Source organism: Kitasatospora sp. NRRL B-11411, assembly GCF_000721345.1.
GTDB classification, from domain to species: Bacteria; Actinomycetota; Actinomycetes; order Streptomycetales; family Streptomycetaceae; genus Kitasatospora; species Kitasatospora cineracea.
In genome coordinates, this window is the sequence record NZ_JOGH01000128.1 from 1 (window position 1) to 17,907 (window position 17,907).

Genomic DNA, 17,907 nt, shown 5'->3' on the forward strand with positions numbered 1-17,907 from the left:
TCCCCCTCCCCGCCGAAGGCGTCTCCCCCTCTCCCCGCCGGAGGCGCCCCCTCCCCGCCCCGCCAGGGGCGCGGGGAACTACGCGCAGCGGAAGAGCACACACAGAAGCCGCCCGGCCGAGGGAACTCCCCCGCCGGGCGGCTTCCGCCGTCAGCTACGCGTCGTACTCGTCCATCGGCGGGCACGAGCACACCAGGTTCCGGTCCCCGTACGCGCCGTCGATGCGTCGCACCGCCGGCCAGTACTTGTCCGCCGGGTTGACGCCCGCCGGGAAGACCGCCTCCTCGCGGGTGTACGGGTGCGCCCACTCGCCGGCCAGCATCGACGCGGTGTGCGGGGCGTTGCGCAGCGGGTTGTCGTCCGCCGCCCACTCGCCCGCGCCGACCTTCTCGATCTCGCCGCGGATGGCGATCATCGCCTCGCAGAAGCGGTCGATCTCGTGCAGGTCCTCGGACTCGGTCGGCTCGATCATCAGCGTCCCGGCGACCGGGAACGACATGGTCGGCGCGTGGAAGCCGTAGTCGATGAGCCGCTTGGCGATGTCGTCGACGCTGACGCCGGTCTCCTTGCTGAGCGGCCGCAGGTCGATGATGCACTCGTGCGCGACCAGCCCGCCGGGGCCGGTGTAGAGCACGGGGTAGTGCGGGGCGAGCCGCTTGGCGATGTAGTTGGCGTTCAGCACGGCCACCTGGGTGGCGCGCTTGAGGCCCTCGCCGCCCATCAGCCGGACGTACGACCAGGAGATCGGCAGGATCGCCGCCGAGCCCCAGGGCGCGGCCGAGATCGGCCCGACGCCGGTCGCGGGGCCGGCCTCGGCCTGCAGCGGGTGGTTGGGCAGGTACGGCGCGAGGTGCGAGCGCACCGCGACCGGGCCGACGCCGGGGCCGCCGCCGCCGTGCGGGATGCAGAAGGTCTTGTGCAGGTTCAGGTGCGAGACGTCCGCGCCGAACTTGCCGGGCTTGGCGAGGCCGACCAGCGCGTTGAGGTTGGCGCCGTCGACGTACACCTGGCCGCCGGCCTCGTGGACGAGCTCGCAGATCCGGGTGATCTCGGTCTCGAACACGCCGTGGGTGGACGGGTAGGTGACCATCAGCACGGCGAGCTGCTCGCGGTGCTGCTCGATCTTCGCCTTCAGGTCCTCGACGTCCACGTCGCCGTCGGCGAGGGTCTTCACCACGACGACCCGCATGCCGGCCATCGCCGCCGAGGCCGCGTTGGTGCCGTGCGCCGACGAGGGGATCAGGCAGACCTCGCGCTGGGTGTCCCCGTTGGCCCGGTGGTACGCCCGGACGGCCAGCAGGCCGGCCAGCTCGCCCTGCGACCCGGCGTTCGGCTGGATCGACACGGCGTCGTAGCCGGTGACCTCGACCAGCTGCTGCTCCAGCCCGCGGATCAGCGTCAGGTAGCCCTCGGCCTGCTCCACCGGCGCGAACGGGTGCAGCTGCCCGAACTCGGGCCAGGTGATCGGCTCCATCTCGGTGGTCGCGTTGAGCTTCATGGTGCAGGAGCCCAGCGGGATCATGCCGCGGTCGAGCGCGTAGTCCCGGTCGGAGAGCCGGCGCAGGTAGCGCAGCATGGCGGTCTCGGAGCGGTGGCTGTGGAAGACCGGGTGGGTGAGGTACTCGTCCTCGCGCAGCAGCCCGGCCGGCAGCGCGTCCGCGTCCTCGGCGACCTCGGCCGACACCCCGAACGCGGCGAACACGGCCGCCAGGTGCTCGCGGGTGGTGGTCTCGTCGCACGACACGGACACCCGGTCGCCGTCGACCTTGTGCACGTTGACGCCGCCGGCCAGCGCCGCGGCGACGACCTCGTCGGCCCGGCCGGGGACGACCGCCGTCACGGTGTCGAAGAACGCCCCGTGGGCGAGCTCGACGCCGCCCGCGCGCAGGCCCGCGGCGAGCGCGGCGGCGTAGCGGTGGGTGCGGCGGGCGATGTCGGCGAGGCCGTCGGGGCCGTGGTAGACGGCGTACATGGAGGCCATCACGGCGAGCAGCACCTGCGCGGTGCAGATGTTGGAGGTGGCCTTCTCGCGGCGGATGTGCTGCTCGCGGGTCTGCAGGGCGAGCCGGTAGGCGCGGTTGCCGTCGGCGTCGACGGAGACGCCGACCAGGCGGCCGGGCAGGTTGCGGGCGTGCTCGGCGCGCACCGCGAGGTAGCCGGCGTGCGGGCCGCCGAAGCCCATCGGGACGCCGAAGCGCTGCGAGGTGCCGCAGGCGATGTCGGCGCCGAGCTCGCCGGGCGAGCGCAGCAGGGTGAGCGCGAGCAGGTCGGCGGCGACCGCGACGACCGCGCCGAGCCCGTGCGCCTGCTCGATGACGGCCTTCAGGTCCCGCACCGCGCCGGACGCGCCCGGGTACTGGAGCAGCACGCCGAACACGCCGCGCTCGGCGATCCCGGCCGGGATGCCGTCGCTCAGGTCGGCGGTGACGACCTCGACGCCGGTCGGTTCGGCGCGGGTCTGGATCACGGCGAGGGTCTGCGGCAGGGTGTCCGCGTCGACCAGGAAGACGCCGGGCTTGTTCTTGGTGACCCGCCGGGCCAGCGCCATCGCCTCGGCGGCGGCGGTGCCCTCGTCGAGCAGCGAGGAGCCGGAGGTGTCCAGGCCGGTCAGGTCCGCGACCATGGTCTGGAAGTTGAGCAGCGCCTCCAGGCGGCCCTGCGAGATCTCGGGCTGGTACGGGGTGTAGGCGGTGTACCAGGCCGGGTTCTCCAGCACGTTGCGCAGGATGACCGGCGGGGTGAAGGTCCCGTAGTAGCCGAGGCCGATCATCGAGGTGAGGACCTGGTTGCGGCCGGCCAGTTCGCGCAGCTCGGCGAGCACCTGGGCCTCGCTGCGGCCGGCGGGCAGGCCGAGCGCGGTGAGGCTGCGGATGGCGTCGGGGACGGCGGCGTCGGACAGCTCGTCCAGGGAGGCGTAGCCGACCTGGGCCAGCATCTTCTGCTGGGCGTCGCTGTCGGGACCGATGTGGCGGTGCTCGAAGGGGCTGGCCTGCTCAAGGTCGCTGAGCGTCGGCTGGGCGTTCATGGGGGTCGGGCCTCCTGGTCGCGGACCGGCGGTGGTACGCACGCGGTCGGCGGCCGTGGGGGCGCCTGGGCGTACGAACCCGTCAGCCTCCCCCTCTGTCATCGGTACCTGAGAGCTTCGCACGACCGGGCCGGGGCCCGTCCGGCTTGCACCGTCGGCGAGGGCGGGGGCCGGTCGGCTCCGGTGCCGACGGTCCTGCCCTGCTTTCCAGAGTGACCTGTCCCGTTCGGTACGGATGCCTGAGAGATTCCGGGGAGGGGTTGCTCCTTCGGCGTCCCGCGTCCGGCCTGTTCGGGCCGGTTCGGGACTCTCCCGAGCGGGCTCGGCGGTCGCCTCCGAGGTTACCAGCGCGGGCCTCCCGGATCACCGGTGCGGCCCTGTGATCTGCCCCGGACGGCGGTGTCCGGAGTGCCGCCGTCCGTTACGTGCCGTTTGGTGTGGAGTGGCGGCCCGGCACGCTCCTCCGGCCGCCTCCGGACGGACCTTCCCAGGAGCAGCAGGACTGGAGGACAGCGTGCAGACCGATATCGATCCGCGCGACCTGATCGGACACAAGGCGGTCGACCGGAACGGTGACAAGATCGGCACGGTCGACGAGGTGTACCTGGACGACGCCACCGGCGAACCGGAGTGGGCGGCCGTCCGCACCGGGATCTTCGGCCGGGACGCCTTCGTCCCGCTGACCACCAGCGAGTTCTCGGGCGAGGAGCTGCGCGTCCCGTACGACAAGTCGCTGATCAAGGAGTCGCCGGACTTCGGCGTGGGCCAGCACCTCTCGCCGGCCCAGGAGCTGCAGCTGTACCGCTACTACGGGCTGGACACCGGCGCCGACGCCGGTTCGGGCCCGGCGGCGAAGCCCGCGGCAGCGGCAGCGGCAGCGGCGGCCGGGACGGCGGGGGCGGCGGAGGCCGCGAAGGAGCACCCGCGCCAGGAGCCCGCGCCGGCGCCCGCCGCAGCCGCTCCGGACCGCGACTTCGGCACCGTCGCCTCCTCCCCCTCCCCGACCCCGGCCCCGACCGCCGCCGCTGCCGCCGCACCGGCCGCCTTCACCGCGGCCAAGCCCCAGCAGGCACAGCAGGCCCAGCCCCAACCGCAGTCCCAGTCGCAGTCGCAGCCTCAGTCGCAGTCGCAGCCGGCCCCGGTGGAGCCGACCGCGCCGGTGGAGATCACCTGCCGCGAGGAGCGCATCGACGTCAGCACCGAGTGGCACGTGGTGGGCACCACCCGGCTGCGCAAGTACGTGACCACCGAGCAGGTGGAGCGCCGGGTGCCGGTGGTGCGCGAGCGGGTGCGGGTGGAGCGGATCCCGGTGTCGGACGCGGAGCGGGCGGCGCTGAGCGAGCAGGAGATCGCCGAGGCGGTCGAGGAGGTCACGCTGCGCGAGGAGCGCCCGGTGGTGCGCAAGTACCTGGCGCCGATCGAGCGGGTGCGGCTGGTGGTCGAGCGGTACACCGAGGAGGAGGTGGTCCGCGAGGAGCTGCGCCGCGAGCAGGTGGAGGTGCACGACGCGGCCGCCGGCGGGGACGGCGAGGCGCCGCAGCAGCGCCAGCCGTGGAACGCGCAGCCGCAGTCGCCGACGGCGGGCAGGCCCCAGGCGTCGGCCGCGAACGGCAGCTCGGAGCACGCCCGGCCGGAGCCGCTGCGCTCCTGACGGTTCGCCAACTGCCCGGCCCCGGACCGCTTCGGCGGGCCGGGGCCGTCGCTTTGCCAAAGCTTCACCAATCGATATTTGACAGAGTGAAGCATCTCCCGACAAAGTTATTTCAGATCCTGCACTATCGCCTGTCTGAAGCAACCGTCGGAGGAGTCCCCGTGAGTGAGGCACCACAGCCCACCCCCACGGCCGCCAAGCCCACCAGCGCCCGGGTCCTGCCCGCCCTGATCCTCGCCATGCTGGCGTTCAGCGTGGTGCAGACCGCGGTCGTCCCGATCCTGCCGGGCCTGGCCCGCGAGCTGAACGTCTCGGGCTCCAGCGTCACCTGGCTGATGACCGCCAACCTGCTCTCCGCCGCGGTCCTCACCCCGCTGCTGGGCCGCTTCGGCGACCTGCGCGGACGCAAGCCCATGCTGCTGGTCTCGCTGGCCGGCCTGGTGCTCGGCTCCGGCCTCGCGGTGGCCACCCACTCCTTCACCTGGCTGGTGGTGGCCCGGGTGCTGCAGGGCGCGGGCGGCGGCGTGCTGCCGCTGGCGATCAGCATCGTCCGCGACGAGCTGCCCCGGCACAAGGTCACCGGCGGCGTCGCCGCGATCTCCGCCTCGATGGGCGTCGGCTCCGGCCTCGGCCTGGTCGCCACCGGCCTGCTGCTGGAGCACTGGAGCTACAAGTCGATCTTCTGGATGGGCCTGGTCTTCGGCCTGATCGCGGTCCTGCTGGTGGTCCTGCGGGTGCCCGCCGACCCGGTCACCGACAAGGAGGGCGGCGCCGACCCGCTCGGCGCGCTCACCCTGGCCGGCTGGCTCTCCGCCCTGCTGATCGCCGTCAGCCAGGGCAACCACTGGGGCTGGACGTCCACCCGCACCCTCGGCCTGTTCGCCGTCGCCGCCGTGGTCGCCCTGCTCTGGATCCTGGTCGAGTCCAAGGTCTCCCACCCGCTGGTCGACCTGTCGATGATGGCCCGCCCCGCCGTCGCCTTCACCAACCTCTCCGGCCTGCTGATCGGCTTCGGCATGTACGGCTCGTTCATGGTGATCAGCAACTTCGCGCAGACCCCGGAGAAGCTCGCCCACTACGGCTTCACCGCCACCGTCCTGCACGCCGGCATCATGCTGCTGCCCTCCGCGATCGGCTCGATGGTCGCCGCCCCGCTCGGCGCCCTGCTGATCGCCCGCCGCGGCCCCCGCCTCCCGCTGGTCCTCGGCGGCTTCCTCGGCGCCGTCTCGATGGCCTACCTGGCGCTGCGCCACGGCGCCGAGTTCGACCTCTACTTCTCCTCCGCGGTCTTCGGCCTCGGCGTCGGCCTCGCCTACGCCGCGATGCCCGCCTACATCAACGGCGCCGTCCCCGCCGAGCAGTCCGGCATCGCCAACGGCATGAACGCCGTCCTGCGCACCGTCGGCGGCGCGATCGGCACCGCCGTGATGAGCGCGATCCTCACCGGCGACACCCTCAAGCTCCCGATCCCGCTGCCGGTGCAGCTCCCCACTGAGAACGCCTACCAGAACGCCTTCTGGGTGGCCGGCGTGATGTGCCTGATCGCCGCCGCCGTCCCCTTCGCCATCCGCGCCGTCAAGGCCGCCCCCGTCCCCGCCGAGCAGGCCGCCCCGGCCCTCGCCAAGACCGACGCCTGACCGGGCGTCCCCTCGCGTCCTGGACACGCGCGAGCAGCGGACGGACCCCCGCGCCAAGGGCATCGGCGCGGGGGTCCGTCCTCTTTCCCCGCCCTCCCGCTTTCTCCTCCCGCCCCGCGCCCTCGCCGCTACCCGGGCGGCAGCCTGAGCGGGAGCGCTCCCGAGGCCTCCAGCGCCTCGTCCCCCACCGCGAACGTCCGCACCCGCCCCACCCCCGAGTACGGCGTCTCGAACCGCACCGTCACCCGCCCGACCCCGCTGCCCTGCACCCAGCCGGGCCCGAACTCGCGGTGCGTGACGTCCTGCCCGGGCCACCACCGGCGGGCCGCCGGCTCGGCCGGAACCGCCTCCGCCAGCGCCTCCTCGACCACCGCGGCCGCCCCCGACTCCCGTTCCTCCCGCTCCAGTTGGGCGAACAGGTCCTCCTGGGTGTAGTCCGCGAGCTGGGCCACGCCCACGCCCAGCAGCCGCACCCCGCCGGTGACGTCGACCTGCATCGCCAGCCGGCGCGCCGTCGCGGTGATCACCTCCTCGTCGTCCGTCGGCCCGCGCAGCGTCTCGGAGCGGGTCAGCGTCGAGAAGTCGAAGCGGCGGACCTTCAGCACCACCGTCCGCCCGGAGCGCCCGGCCGCCCGCAGGCGGCGCACGCACCGCGCGGCGAGCTGCTCGATCTCGCGCAGGATGCGGTCCCGGTCGGCGAGGTCGACCTCGAAGGTGTCCTCCACCGAGACCGACTTGGCGTCCCGGTCCGGCACCACCGGCCGCTCGTCCCAGCCGATCGCCATCTGGAACACGCCCGCGCCGTGCGCCTTCCCGAGCAGCCCGACCAGCTCCGCGAACCCGGCCTCCGCCAAGTCCGCCACCGTGGTCAACCCGGCCCGGCGCAGCGCCTGTTCGGTCGCGGGGCCGATCCCGGGCAGCGCCCGCACCGGCATCGGGGCCAGCACCGACCGCTCGGAGCCGGGCTCGATCAGCACCAGCCCGTCCGGCTTGGCCCGCTCGGAGGCGATCTTCGCCATCAGCTTGGACCCGGCGACGCCGACCGACGCGGTCAGCCCGGTGTGCTGCACGATGTCGGCCCGCAGGTCCTCGGCCAGCGCGAGCACCAGCTGCGCGCCCTCCGCGGGCGTCGCCGCGTTGGCCAGCGCGGCCCCGTACGGCCCCGCCTCCAGGTCGACGAACGCCTCGTCCAGGCTGAGCGGCTCGACCAGCGGGGAGCGCTCCCGCAGCAGGCCCATCACGATCTCGCTGTTGGCCCGGTACGCGTCGAACCGGCCGGTCAGGAACGCCGCGTTCGGGCAGAGCCGGCGGGCCTGCGCCATCGGCATCGCCGAGTGCACGCCGAACTTGCGGGCCTCGTAAGAAGCGGTGGAGACCACCCCGCGCCCGCCCAGGCCGCCGACGATGACGGGCTTCCCGCGCAGGCTCGGCTTGGACGCCTGCTCCACCGCCGCGAAGAAGGCGTCCATGTCGAGGTGGATGATGCTCGGCACGGCCCGCACCGCTCGATCATCCCGCGCCGCACTGACATTCCCGCGGACTAGCCGTTCGCGTCCGCGTCCGCAAGCGCCCGGGCCACCCCGTCCTCACGCGGCCCGAGCAGCGTCGGGTCCGGCCGCAGCAGCACGCTCGCCGCCGCCTTCGCCGCGCTGCCGATCTCCCGCAGCCCGCCGTACTCCCAGGTGGTGTCGTGCCGCTCCTCGACCCCGACCGCGTACGCGTCGATCCCGGCCGCCCGGCACAGCGCCAGCGCCCGCCGGACGTGGAAGGTCTGGCTGACCAGCACCGCCCGGTCGACGCCGAAGATCCGGTGCGCCCGGGCGCAGGAGTCCCAGGTGTCGAAGCCCGCGTAGTCGCCGACCACCCGCACCCCGGGCACCCCGCGGTCGATCAGGTAGCCGCGCATCGCGTCCGTCTCGTCGTACCGGACGGTGCCGTTGTCGCCGGTCACCAGGATCGCCCGGACCTTGTGCGCCCGGTACAGCTCCAGCGCCGCGTCCAGCCGGTGCGCCAGGTACGGGGAGGGCGCGCCGTCCATCAGCCCGGCGCCGAACACCACCGCGACGGGCGCCTCGGGCGCGTCGGCCACCGTGCCGACCTTCGCGGACTGGGTCAGGTACAGCCAGGCGCTCGGCGCCAGCCCCAGCGCGGAGCACAGCACCACCGCCTGGAACCAGCGGCGCTGCCGCCGCCGGCCGACCGGACGCACCGCGCGCCACGCCGCCCGCGTCCGCCGCCCCACGCACCTCAAGATCGTTGACACACGGACGAGGACGAGCGGGACCCGCCCGCCGGTTCCCCGCCCGGGGCCCGGCAGGTCAGCCCGCGCGGTTGCGGCGCTGCGCCAGCTCGTCGCCCGGGTCGTTGCCCACCAGCGTCTCGCCGGTGTCGGTGCGCTCGCCGTGCAGCCGCCCCAGGGTGGCCTCCAGCTCCTGCCAGACCGCGCCGACCGCGATGCCGAACACGCCCTGGCCGCCGTTGAGCAGGTCGACCACCTGCTGCGGCGAGGTGCACTCGTAGACCGTCGCGCCGTCGCACATCAGGGTCAGCCCGGTCAGTCCGGCCTGGTCGGCGGACTGCAGGTGGGTGACGGCCACCCGGATGTTCTGCAGCGACACGCCGGCGTCCAGCAGCCGCTTGACGATTTTCAGCAGCAGAATGTCCCGGAAGCTGTACAGCCGCTGCGCGCCCGCCGGGTACGCCGAGCGCACCGAGGGCTCCAGCAGCCCGGTGCGCGCCCAGTAGTCGAGCTGCCGGTAGGTGATGCCGGCGGCGGCGCAGGCCGTCGGGCCGCGGTAGCCGACCAGCGCGGAGGTCGGGGCGAGCCGCTCGATCGCGGGCTGCCCGGGCTGGACGGCCGGGAAGCGACCGAGCCTCGGCAGTTCCTCGGCCTCGGGCTCCGGCCGCCAGGGCCGTCCGATCAGAGCACGGCCGGCCCGCGGCAGGTGCACCGCGCACAGCGCTCCGGAACGCGTCTCGTCGCCGGTGCCGCTCATCGCCAACCTCCGTCCATTCCGCCCAAGGCCCCACGGGACCCGCAGGAGCCCTGCCGGGCCCCGGGCTGCGGGTGGCCCGTCCGGCGGGCCATCACCTGACGGTAGGCAGTCGCCAAAGCACCGTCAACGATCGCCACGCCGGGGGCTCCGACAAACTTCACCCCATCGAGTGGTTATTCGTGCCCCATGTGCGGGTAGCAGAACGGTTTTCCGGCCCAGCCGAGTTGCGACCGACCGCCGACCGGGCTAGCGCACCGACGGCCCACCGGGCCCGGCGCGCCGCCCGCGGGCCGGGCCGCCGACCGGCCCGGCACCACCGGGCGGCGGCTACTGCGGGCCGCCCCCGAAGTCCTCCGGCGAGACCTGGTCCAGGAACTCCCGGAACTTCTCGACCTCGTCCTCCTGCTCGTCCGGGATCGAGATGCCGGCCTCCGCCAGCACCTCCTCGCTCCCGTAGATCGGCGTACCGGTGCGCAGCGCCAGCGCTATCGCGTCCGAGGGGCGCGCGCTCACCTCGACACCACCGGCGAACACCAGCTCCGCGTAGAACACCCCGTCCCGCAGGTCGTTGATCCGCACCTCGGTCAACTGCTGCCCCAGCGCACCGAGCACGTCCTTGAACAGGTCGTGCGTCAGCGGCCGCACCGGGGTCATGCCCTGCTGGGCGAAGGCGATCGCGGTGGCTTCCCCCGGCCCGATCCAGATCGGCAGGTAGCGGTCCCCGCCGACCTCCCGCAGCAGCACGATCGGCTGGTTGGAGGGCATCTCCACCCGGACACCCACGACGTCGAGCTCATTCACACCAGCAACCCTATGGCGCGCGCCCCCGATAGGAAAGCGCAGCAGGCAGCGGCCACCGCGATCGAGACCGCCGCCCGCCCGGCCGTCACCGGCCGCTCAGCTCCGCGACCGCAGTCCCGCCTGCACCATCGCCGCGTGCAACCGCACCGACAGGGTGGCCAGTTCCCGCGCCGTCGCCTCCGCGTGCGCCCGGGTCTGCGGGTTGCGGTGCCGCCGCAGCGGCGCCACCACCTGCTCCACCAGCGCCACCTCGCGCTCCGCCGCCGCCTTCATCGCCCGCAGGTGCCGCGGCTCCAGGCCGAACCGCCCCAACTCCGCCACCAGCCGGGCGATCTGCAGCGCCTCCCCGTCGTACCCGCCGTCCGGGCCCGGCTGCACCAGGCCGTACGACTCCCACTCGACGAGTTCCCGCTCCTGCGCCTCGGCCGCCGCGATCAGCTCGGCCCGGCCCAGCCGCACCCCGCCCGCCCCGGCGGCCGCCGTCGCCAGCTCCCGGTCCGCCTCCTCCAGCGGCCCCGGACGGGACTCCGCCCCCGGCAGCGCCGGCGGCTGCTCGCCGCGCTCGATCGCGTCCAGGTGCTCGCGGATCACCCGCAGCGGCAGGTAGTGGTCGCGCTGCATCCGCAGCACGTACGCCAGCCGCTCCACGTCCGCCGCCGAGAACTTCCGGTAGCCGGACGGGGTCCGCTGCGGCTCGACCAGGCCCTCCGCCTCCAGGAAGCGGATCTTGGAGATCGTCACCTCCGGGAAGTCGTCCCGCAGGAAGGCCAGCACCGCGCCGATCGAGAGCAGCTCGTCACCCCGCCGGCGCGCCTCGCCCGTGCGGCGCGAGGCCGGCACGGGCGAGGACCCGAGGGACGGGGTAGGAATCTGTGGGGTCACTCGGGCTCCAAACGGAGAAGTGGTCAGTACCCCCGGTGGTGGCTGGCGAAGAACACCAGCCGGTACTTCCCGATCTGCACCTCGTCGCCGTTGCTGAGCAGCACCTCGTCGATCCGCTCCCGGTTCACGTAGGTGCCGTTCAGGCTGCCCACGTCCGCGACCGAGAAGCCGCCGTCGGGCTGCCGACGGAACTCCACGTGCCGACGCGACACCGTCACGTCGTCCAGGAAGATGTCACCCTGCGGGTGCCGCCCCGCCGTGGTCACGTCCGAGTCCAGCAGGAACCGGCTGCCCGAGTTCGGGCCGCGCTGCACGATCAGCAGCGCCGAGCCCGGCGGCAGCGCGTCGATCGCCGCCATCACCTCGGCCGACAGCGCCGGCGTGGCGCCCGTCGAGGTCGCCGTCGGGTCGTACGACTCGATGCCGGAGATCGAGATGGTCGAGGTGGTCTCCACCGCGCCCTCCGGGAAACCGCCGCCACGCAGCTGGGTCCCGCAGTTCGAGCAGAACCGGGCCTGCGCCGGGTTCTGGTTCCCGCACCGCGGGCACGGGCTGGTGCCAGCCATGTTCACAGCCTCCTGGCGCGGCACACCCGACTGGACGTGCCCGGCATAGGGGTCCGGGGCAAACCCTCCACCGGAGGTTGAGGGTCCTGACGCGAAACCTATGCGCGGCCCGCCCGACGAATCAACCGACGCGCCGTAGCCCGCGTCGAACTGCCCGGTCGGGACGCCCGCGCCCTGGGTCACGTCGTCCCGGTACATCGGACGCTGCCCGTCCGGCGCCGGACGCATCGGGGGCACCCCGGCGTCCTCCTGCCGGTAGCGCGCGGTCGGGGCCTCGGCCGTCTTCTTGTTGCGGCCGAAAAGCTTCGAGAAAAAACTCACGGGCGAATCCCCTTGCGTGTGACAGAACCGCCCGCGGGGCAGGGTTCAAGGCTCGGTGTGGCGGTGGGCCCGGCATCGGACCGGGGACTGACGAACGGTAAGACCCAGTGTCGCCGACCCGCCGCGGAAACCCACCACCGGGGGCTGCCCGCAGCTGACGAACCGTACGGAGCGCGCCCCGTCACTTCGCCGCCGGCTTGCCGTACTGCAACGGCTTCGGCGCGGCCAGCGCGTCCACCAGCACCTTCTGCTGCTGGACGATGGTCGCCCGCGCCTGGTGGTTCTCCAGGCTGCGCACCACGCCACCGGGGATGTTGAGCGCCGGAGCCAGGTCCTGCGGGTTGCCCACCACGGTGAAGCGGAACGGCTGCGAGACGCTCTTCCCGTCGATCTGCACGCCGCCGCCCGACGAGTTGTCGGTGAAGTACGTACCGGCCACCACGCGCACGTCGTTGATCTGAATCGCCTCCGCCCCCGCAGCTCGGAGTTCCTGCAGGGTGTCCAGCAGCATATCCGCCTTCACCTGCCCTTGGGGATCATCGATCGTCAGCACGATCCCCGGCCCGGTGGCCTTCTCCGTCCCCGCCAGCACACCCAGCTCGGCCGCCTTCTTCCGGGTCTGCTCCTGGGCCTCCTTGGCCTGGTTGGACGAGTTCTCCAACTGCGCCAGGGACTGCTCCAGCTGCGTCTTCTCCGACTGGAGACGCTGCTGCTTGCCGTCCAGTTCGTCCAGGATCCGCACCAGGTCCTCCTGGCGGGCCCCGCGCAGCTCGCTGTGGTCGTTGGTCGAGCGCACCTGGATCGCCAGCGCCAGGCCCAGCGCGAACAGCAGCAGCGCCACCACCAGCTGGCCCCGCGACACCCGCGGCGGCCACACCGCCGCCTTCAGCCGGGTCCGCCCGTCCGAGGGCAGCTCCACCGGCTCCCGCCCCGCGGCCGCCGCCACCGGCGGCTCGGGCTCGACCGACTCCGCCGACTCGACCGGCTCCGCCGCCGCAGCCGGCTCGGTCGGCCCAGCAGGCTCCACCGGTTCGACCGGCCCGGCCGGCTCCGGCTGCTCCTCGTCCCGCTCCCGCGGCTCCTTCTCCCCGCTCACAGCCGCTCCCTACGCCCTGAACACGTGCCGGCGGATCGCCGCAGCGTTCGAGAAGATCCGGATGCCCAGCACCACCACCACGCCGGTGGACAGCTGCGACCCCACGCCCAACTGGTCACCCAGGAACACGATCAGCGCCGCCACCACGACGTTCGACAGGAACGACACCACGAAGACCTTGTCGTCGAAGATCCCGTCCAGCATCGCCCGCACGCCGCCGAACACCGCGTCCAGCGCCGCCACCACCGCGATCGGCAGGTACGGCACCACCGCGTTCGGCACCTCCGGCTGCACGAACACGCCGACGATCACGCCGATCACCAGACCCAGTACGGCAATCACGGTGTAGCAGCTCCTGTTCCGGTGGAAGTGGAAGTGGACTTCGTCGCGGTCGACCGCGTGGACTTCGACGGCGCCCCCGAGGGCGAACCCGACACCGCGCCGGACGGCGGGGCCGTCGGGAGGGCGGACCCCGAACCGGACGCCGACGGCGACGGCGACCCCGACGGCTCGGCCGACGCCTCCGCGGACGGCTCCGGCCCGGCCACCCGGAGCGTCACGCCCAGCGCGGCCGGCAGCGTCAACGACTTCTGCGTCGACACCGTCGAACGGATCCCGTAGCTCTCCTGGATGATCTTCAGGTAGCGGCCGCCCTCGTTGTCCTGGAAGGCCTGCGCCAGCCGCGCCCCGTCCCCGATCGCCAGCACCGTGTACGGCGGCACCAGCGGCCGGTTGTCCACCAGGATCGCGTCGCCGGCCGCCCGGATCGCCGACAGCGCGGTCAGCCGCTGCCCGTTCACGGACACCGCCTCCGCGCCGGCCAGCCACAACCCGTTCACCGCGTACTGCAGGTCGTGGTCCTTGACCCGCCCGTCCTTGCCGTAGCTGCCGGTGTTCCGCGGATCGCTGACGTTGCCGCCCGAACCGCTCCCGGACGCGTCGTCGATCACCAGCTTGATGCCAGGCCCGGTGATCGCCCCCGTCCCGGTCCGCGCCGCCAGCTGCTCCGCCCCGCTGTCGTCGCCGCTCTGCAGCGCCGCGTCCTGGGCCCGCTCGACCTTGTCGCGGTCCGCCTCGACCTGCCGCTGCAGCTCGTCCGCCGCTTTGTTGGCGTCGTTCACCCGGCTGACCAGGGCGTCCCGCTCCTTCGCCAGCACGGGCGCCGCGGCGTGCGTGTTCACCGCCCCGACCGTCACCACGACCGCCGCCAGCGCCAGGCCCAGGCCCAGCACCAGCCGTCCCTTGGCCGTCGACGGCAGCCGCGAACTGCCCTCCGCCCCGCGGGCCCGGGCCGCCTCCGCGTACCCGTCGTCGAGCGAGTGCTCCATGACCGTGGTCAGCAGGGACATCGAGGCGTCCGGGCGGCGGAAGCGCCCCTCCGGGTCACTCGGCGTCGGCGATGCTGGCATGCGCCACATCGTTTCACGACCACGAGGTGCCCCACGACCAGCCCCGGGCCCCGCAGGACGGTTTCGGCACAGGATCGTGACAAAAGCGGGTGGGGACGGGCCGCCGGGCCCGCCCCCACCTCACTTCCCCCGCACTACCTCCCGGCGCCGTCCACGACCGCGGCCCACTCGTCGAGCAGCCGCTCGGTCGCCTCGTCGTCCGGGCCCTCCGCCCACAGGTGGGTGACGGCCTCCGCCGGGTCCGGCAGGACCAGCGTCCACCGGCCGTCCGGCTCGACCACCCGCACGCCGTCCGTGGTGTCCAGCTTCCGGTTCCCGGCCGCCTCCACCACCGAGCGCATCACCATGCCCTTGGCGGCCCACGGCGTGGCGATGTCCCGCTTCTGGATGTGCGCCTGCGGGATCCGCGCGTCGATCTGGCTCAGCGTCAGCTGCGTCCGCGCCACCAGGCCCACCAGCCGCACGAACGCCGCCGCCCCGTCCAGCACCCCGGAGAACTCGGGCACCACGAAGCCGCCGCGCCCGTCCCCGCCGAAGATCGTGCCGTCCGCCGCCGCGGCCTTCGCCAGGTCGTCCGGCGAGGTCGTCGTCCAGGTCACCTGGGTGCCGTGGTACGCCGCCACCTGCTCGGCGATCCGCGTCGTCGTCACCGGCAGCGCCACCTGCCCGGAGCGACGCTCGGCCGCCACCAGGTCCAGCAGCACCAGCAGCGCCCGGTCGTCCTGGATCACCCGGCCGAGCTCGTCCACGAAGGACACCCGCTCACCCACCGGGTCGAACCGCACGCCGAACGCCGCCCGCGAGGACGCCACCAGCTCGCCCAGCCTGGCCAGCGCCGCCCGCCGCGAGTCCGCGTCCTCGGTCGGCCGCGCCTCGTCCAGGCCGCCGGCCACCGTCAGCGCCTCCACCCCGAGCCGCCCCAGGATGCTCGGCAGCACCAGCCCGGCACTGCCGTGCGCCGCGTCCACCACGACCTTCAGCCCGGCCTCCCGCACCCCCGAGGTGTCCACCGTCCGCAACAGGTTCGTCGCGTACGAGTCGAACACGCTCGCCGGGTGCAGCAGGTCGCCGATCTCGCCCGGGAACGCCCGCCGGAACTCCTGCCGCGAGTACACCCGGTCCAGCTTCCGCTGCCCGGCCTGCGACAGGTCCGCCCCGCGCTCGTCGAAGAACAGGATGTCCAGCGAGTCCGGCACCCCCGGCGTGGTCCGCAGGAAGATCCCGCCCGCACTCCCCCGCGCCGTCGCCTGCCGGGCCACCGGCATCGGCACGTTCTCCAGGTCGCGGACGTCGATCGCACTGGTCTGCAGCGCCGAGATCATCGCCCGCTTCAACGCCCGCGCACCACGCGAGTGGTCACGCGCGATGGTGACCGTCGCGCCCTTCTTCAACGTGGTCGCGTACGCCCCCGCCAGCCGCACGGCCAGCTCCGGCGTGATCTCCACGTTCAGGATCCCCGACACGCCCCGCACCCCGAACAGGTGCTCCTGCCCGCGGGACTCCCAGATCACCGAGGTGTTGACGAACGCGCCGGCCTCGATCGTCTTGAACGGGTAGACCCGGACGTTGCCCGCGATGATCGACTCCTCGCCGATCAGGCACTCGTCACCGATCACCGCCCCCTCGTCGATCCGCGCGGCCCGCATCACGTCGGTGTTCTTCCCGACCACGCACCCGCGCAGGTTGCTCTGCGGCCCCACGTACACGTTGTCGTGCACCACCGCCTTGTGCAGGAACGCCCCGCGCTTGACGACCACGTTCGACCCCAGCACGGTATGCTCGCGCAACTCCACGCCGGCCTCGACCTTGGCGTAGTCACCGATGTACAGCGGCCCCCGCAGCACCGCCTCCGGGTCCACCTCCGCACCCTCGGCCACCCACACGCCCGGCGAGATCTCGAACCCGTCCAGCTCGACCTGGACCTTCCCCTCCAGGACGTCCGCCTGGGCCTTCAAGTAGCTCTCGTGCGTGCCCACGTCCTCCCAGTAGCCCTCGGCGACATAGCCGAACACCGGCTTGCCCTCCTTGAGCAACTGCGGGAACACGTCGCTCGACCAGTCGACCGACTCGCCGGCCGCCACGTAGTCGAAGACCTCCGGCTCCATCACGTAGATACCGGTGTTCACGGTGTCCGAGAACACCTGCCCCCAGGTCGGCTTCTCGAGGAAGCGCTCGACCTTCCCCTCGTCGTCCGTGATGGTGATACCGAATTCCAACGGGTTCGGCACCCGGGTCAGGCACACCGTGACCAGCGCGCCCTTCTCCCGGTGAAAGGCAATCAGGTCGGAAAGGTCGAAGTCCGTCAGGGCATCGCCCGAGATCACCAGAAACGAATCGTCCCGCAGCGCGTCCTCGGCGTTCTTCACGCTGCCCGCCGTCCCCAGCGGTGTTTCCTCATTGGCATAGGTGAGGTGCATGCCCAGTTCCTCACCATCACCGAAGTAGTTCTTGACCAACGACGCCAAGAACTGCACGGTCACCACGGTGTCGTTGAGGCCGTGTCGCCTCAGCAGCCGCAGCACGTGCTCCATGATCGGCCGATTGGCCACCGGCAGCAGCGGCTTGGGCATGCTGGAAGTCATGGGGCGGAGTCGAGTGCCCTCCCCGCCCGCCATCACAACGGCTTTCATTACGGGTGCGTCCTCCTTCGCGGTGGTGAACCCCTGCGGGGTCCATCAAACCGGTCCGACGCATCCCTACCCGGAAGAAAACGTCCGACTCACCGTGGAGGCCGTGTAAAACGTCTCAGGCTGATCTCAAACGGCAACCGAGCGCTCCGTCTGGAGGATCTGCCGGGCCTGCACCGCATACAGGGCACCGGCCCACCAGTACAGCGTCGTCCCCCACCAGATGAACGCCCAACTCACCACCCCCGCAACCTGGTGCACCCACCCCTGGCCCACCCCCAGCAGCAGAAGCGGAAACGCGTACATCAGATTGAACGTCGCCGCCTTCCCCAGGAAACTCACGTTCAACGGCCCGTAACCCGCCCGGTTGAGCCGCAGCAACACCACCCCGACGAACGCCTCCCGCGCCACCAACAACGCCGTCAACCACCAGGGCAGGATCTCCCGCCAGGTCAACCCCACCAGCGTCGACACGATGTACAACCGGTCCGCAGCCGGGTCCAGCAACTGCCCCAGCCGGCTGATCTGCCCCCACCGCCGAGCCAGCTTCCCGTCCAGGTAGTCACTGACCCCGCTCAACATCAGAACGACGATCGCCCACCCGTCGTTCTTCGGCCCCCCGAAGACCGGCCACAGCACCAACCACAAGAAGATCGGCACGCCCACCAGCCGAGCCATGCTCAGCAGATTCGGGATCGTGAGGACCCGATCAGTCTGAACGCGCGTCTCCTGGACCTCCACTGTGCGGAGCCTCCTGTATTAACCACCGACAACCGTGCGGGACCGACCCTACAACAAGAAAGCCCCCTGACTTCCCGTCAGGGGGCTTTCCCACAATGATTGTTCGGCGGCGTCCTACTCTCCCACAGGGTCCCCCCTGCAGTACCATCGGCGCT

General features: G+C 72.6%; 14 protein-coding genes and 1 riboswitch. Of the genes, 2 read left to right on the forward strand and 12 right to left on the reverse strand.

Features of this window, described 5'->3' with window-relative positions; genetic code table 11:
- Nucleotides 1-154: 154 nt before the first annotated feature.
- Nucleotides 155-3,025: an aminomethyl-transferring glycine dehydrogenase gene (gcvP, locus tag IH44_RS0133940; RefSeq protein WP_030463658.1), complete on the reverse strand. Its 2,871-nt coding sequence runs from the start codon at nt 3,023-3,025 to the stop codon at nt 155-157.
- 217 nt (nt 3,026-3,242) lie between these two features.
- Nucleotides 3,243-3,350, reverse strand: a riboswitch (glycine riboswitch).
- A gap of 189 nt (nt 3,351-3,539) precedes the next feature.
- Here gcvP and IH44_RS46915 point away from each other — a divergent pair.
- Entirely contained in the window at nt 3,540-4,676 is a 1,137-nt protein-coding gene (locus tag IH44_RS46915) for a PRC and DUF2382 domain-containing protein (protein WP_063759739.1), read from the forward strand.
- Between the two features lie 161 nt (nt 4,677-4,837).
- Nucleotides 4,838-6,313 (forward strand): MFS transporter, encoded by a 1,476-nt coding sequence (locus IH44_RS0133950; RefSeq protein WP_030463660.1) that lies wholly within the window; start codon nt 4,838-4,840, stop codon nt 6,311-6,313.
- A gap of 128 nt (nt 6,314-6,441) precedes the next feature.
- Here IH44_RS0133950 and IH44_RS0133955 read toward each other — a convergent pair whose 3' ends face one another.
- The 11 genes from IH44_RS0133955 to IH44_RS0134005 all read right to left on the reverse strand — a co-directional run bounded on the left by IH44_RS0133955 (nt 6,442) and on the right by IH44_RS0134005 (nt 17,752).
- The gene (locus IH44_RS0133955) at nt 6,442-7,815 is read right to left on the reverse strand and encodes a DNA polymerase IV (protein ID WP_030463661.1); all 1,374 of its coding nucleotides are present in this window, start codon (nt 7,813-7,815) and stop codon (nt 6,442-6,444) included.
- Between the two features lie 38 nt (nt 7,816-7,853).
- Nucleotides 7,854-8,555, reverse strand: a complete 702-nt coding sequence (locus IH44_RS0133960; protein ID WP_030463662.1) for a vancomycin high temperature exclusion protein — start codon at nt 8,553-8,555, stop codon at nt 7,854-7,856.
- A gap of 76 nt (nt 8,556-8,631) precedes the next feature.
- Nucleotides 8,632-9,309, reverse strand: coding sequence for a MerR family transcriptional regulator (locus tag IH44_RS0133965; protein ID WP_051817891.1), 678 nt, complete (start codon nt 9,307-9,309; stop codon nt 8,632-8,634).
- Between the two features lie 327 nt (nt 9,310-9,636).
- A complete protein-coding gene (locus tag IH44_RS0133970) occupies nt 9,637-10,110 on the reverse strand; it encodes a bifunctional nuclease family protein (RefSeq protein ID WP_030463664.1) in 474 nt (157 codons plus the stop codon).
- 96 nt (nt 10,111-10,206) lie between these two features.
- The gene (locus IH44_RS0133975; RefSeq protein WP_030463665.1) at nt 10,207-10,950 is read right to left on the reverse strand and encodes a MerR family transcriptional regulator; all 744 of its coding nucleotides are present in this window, start codon (nt 10,948-10,950) and stop codon (nt 10,207-10,209) included.
- A 65-nt stretch (nt 10,951-11,015) separates the two neighbouring features.
- Nucleotides 11,016-11,879, reverse strand: a complete 864-nt coding sequence (locus IH44_RS44845) for an FHA domain-containing protein (RefSeq protein ID WP_081967302.1) — start codon at nt 11,877-11,879, stop codon at nt 11,016-11,018.
- Nucleotides 11,880-12,060: 181 nt separating this feature from the next.
- Nucleotides 12,061-12,975 (reverse strand): DUF881 domain-containing protein, encoded by a 915-nt coding sequence (locus IH44_RS0133985; RefSeq protein WP_030463667.1) that lies wholly within the window; start codon nt 12,973-12,975, stop codon nt 12,061-12,063.
- 9 nt (nt 12,976-12,984) lie between these two features.
- A complete protein-coding gene (locus tag IH44_RS0133990) occupies nt 12,985-13,317 on the reverse strand; it encodes a small basic family protein (RefSeq protein ID WP_030463668.1) in 333 nt (110 codons plus the stop codon).
- Nucleotides 13,314-14,393, reverse strand: coding sequence for a DUF881 domain-containing protein (locus IH44_RS41850; protein ID WP_030463669.1), 1,080 nt, complete (start codon nt 14,391-14,393; stop codon nt 13,314-13,316). Before IH44_RS41850 ends, IH44_RS0133990 begins: the two co-directional genes overlap by 4 nt.
- Nucleotides 14,394-14,518: 125 nt before the next feature.
- A complete protein-coding gene (locus IH44_RS0134000; RefSeq protein WP_030463670.1) occupies nt 14,519-17,014 on the reverse strand; it encodes a mannose-1-phosphate guanyltransferase in 2,496 nt (831 codons plus the stop codon).
- 126 nt (nt 17,015-17,140) lie between these two features.
- A complete protein-coding gene (locus tag IH44_RS0134005) occupies nt 17,141-17,752 on the reverse strand; it encodes a CDP-alcohol phosphatidyltransferase family protein (RefSeq protein ID WP_030463671.1) in 612 nt (203 codons plus the stop codon).
- Nucleotides 17,753-17,907 lie beyond the last annotated feature (155 nt).

Excerpts from the sequence above, each read along its gene's own strand:
- gcvP (WP_030463658.1), bottom strand. The coding sequence starts at position 3,025 with ATGAACGCCCAGCCGACGCTCAGCGACCTTGAGCAGGCCAGCCCCTTC.
- IH44_RS0133965 (WP_051817891.1), bottom strand. The coding sequence starts at position 9,309 with ATGAGCGGCACCGGCGACGAGACGCGTTCCGGAGCGCTGTGCGCGGTG.
- IH44_RS41850 (WP_030463669.1), bottom strand. The coding sequence starts at position 14,393 with ATGTGGCGCATGCCAGCATCGCCGACGCCGAGTGACCCGGAGGGGCGC.
- IH44_RS0134000 (WP_030463670.1), bottom strand. The coding sequence starts at position 17,014 with ATGAAAGCCGTTGTGATGGCGGGCGGGGAGGGCACTCGACTCCGCCCC.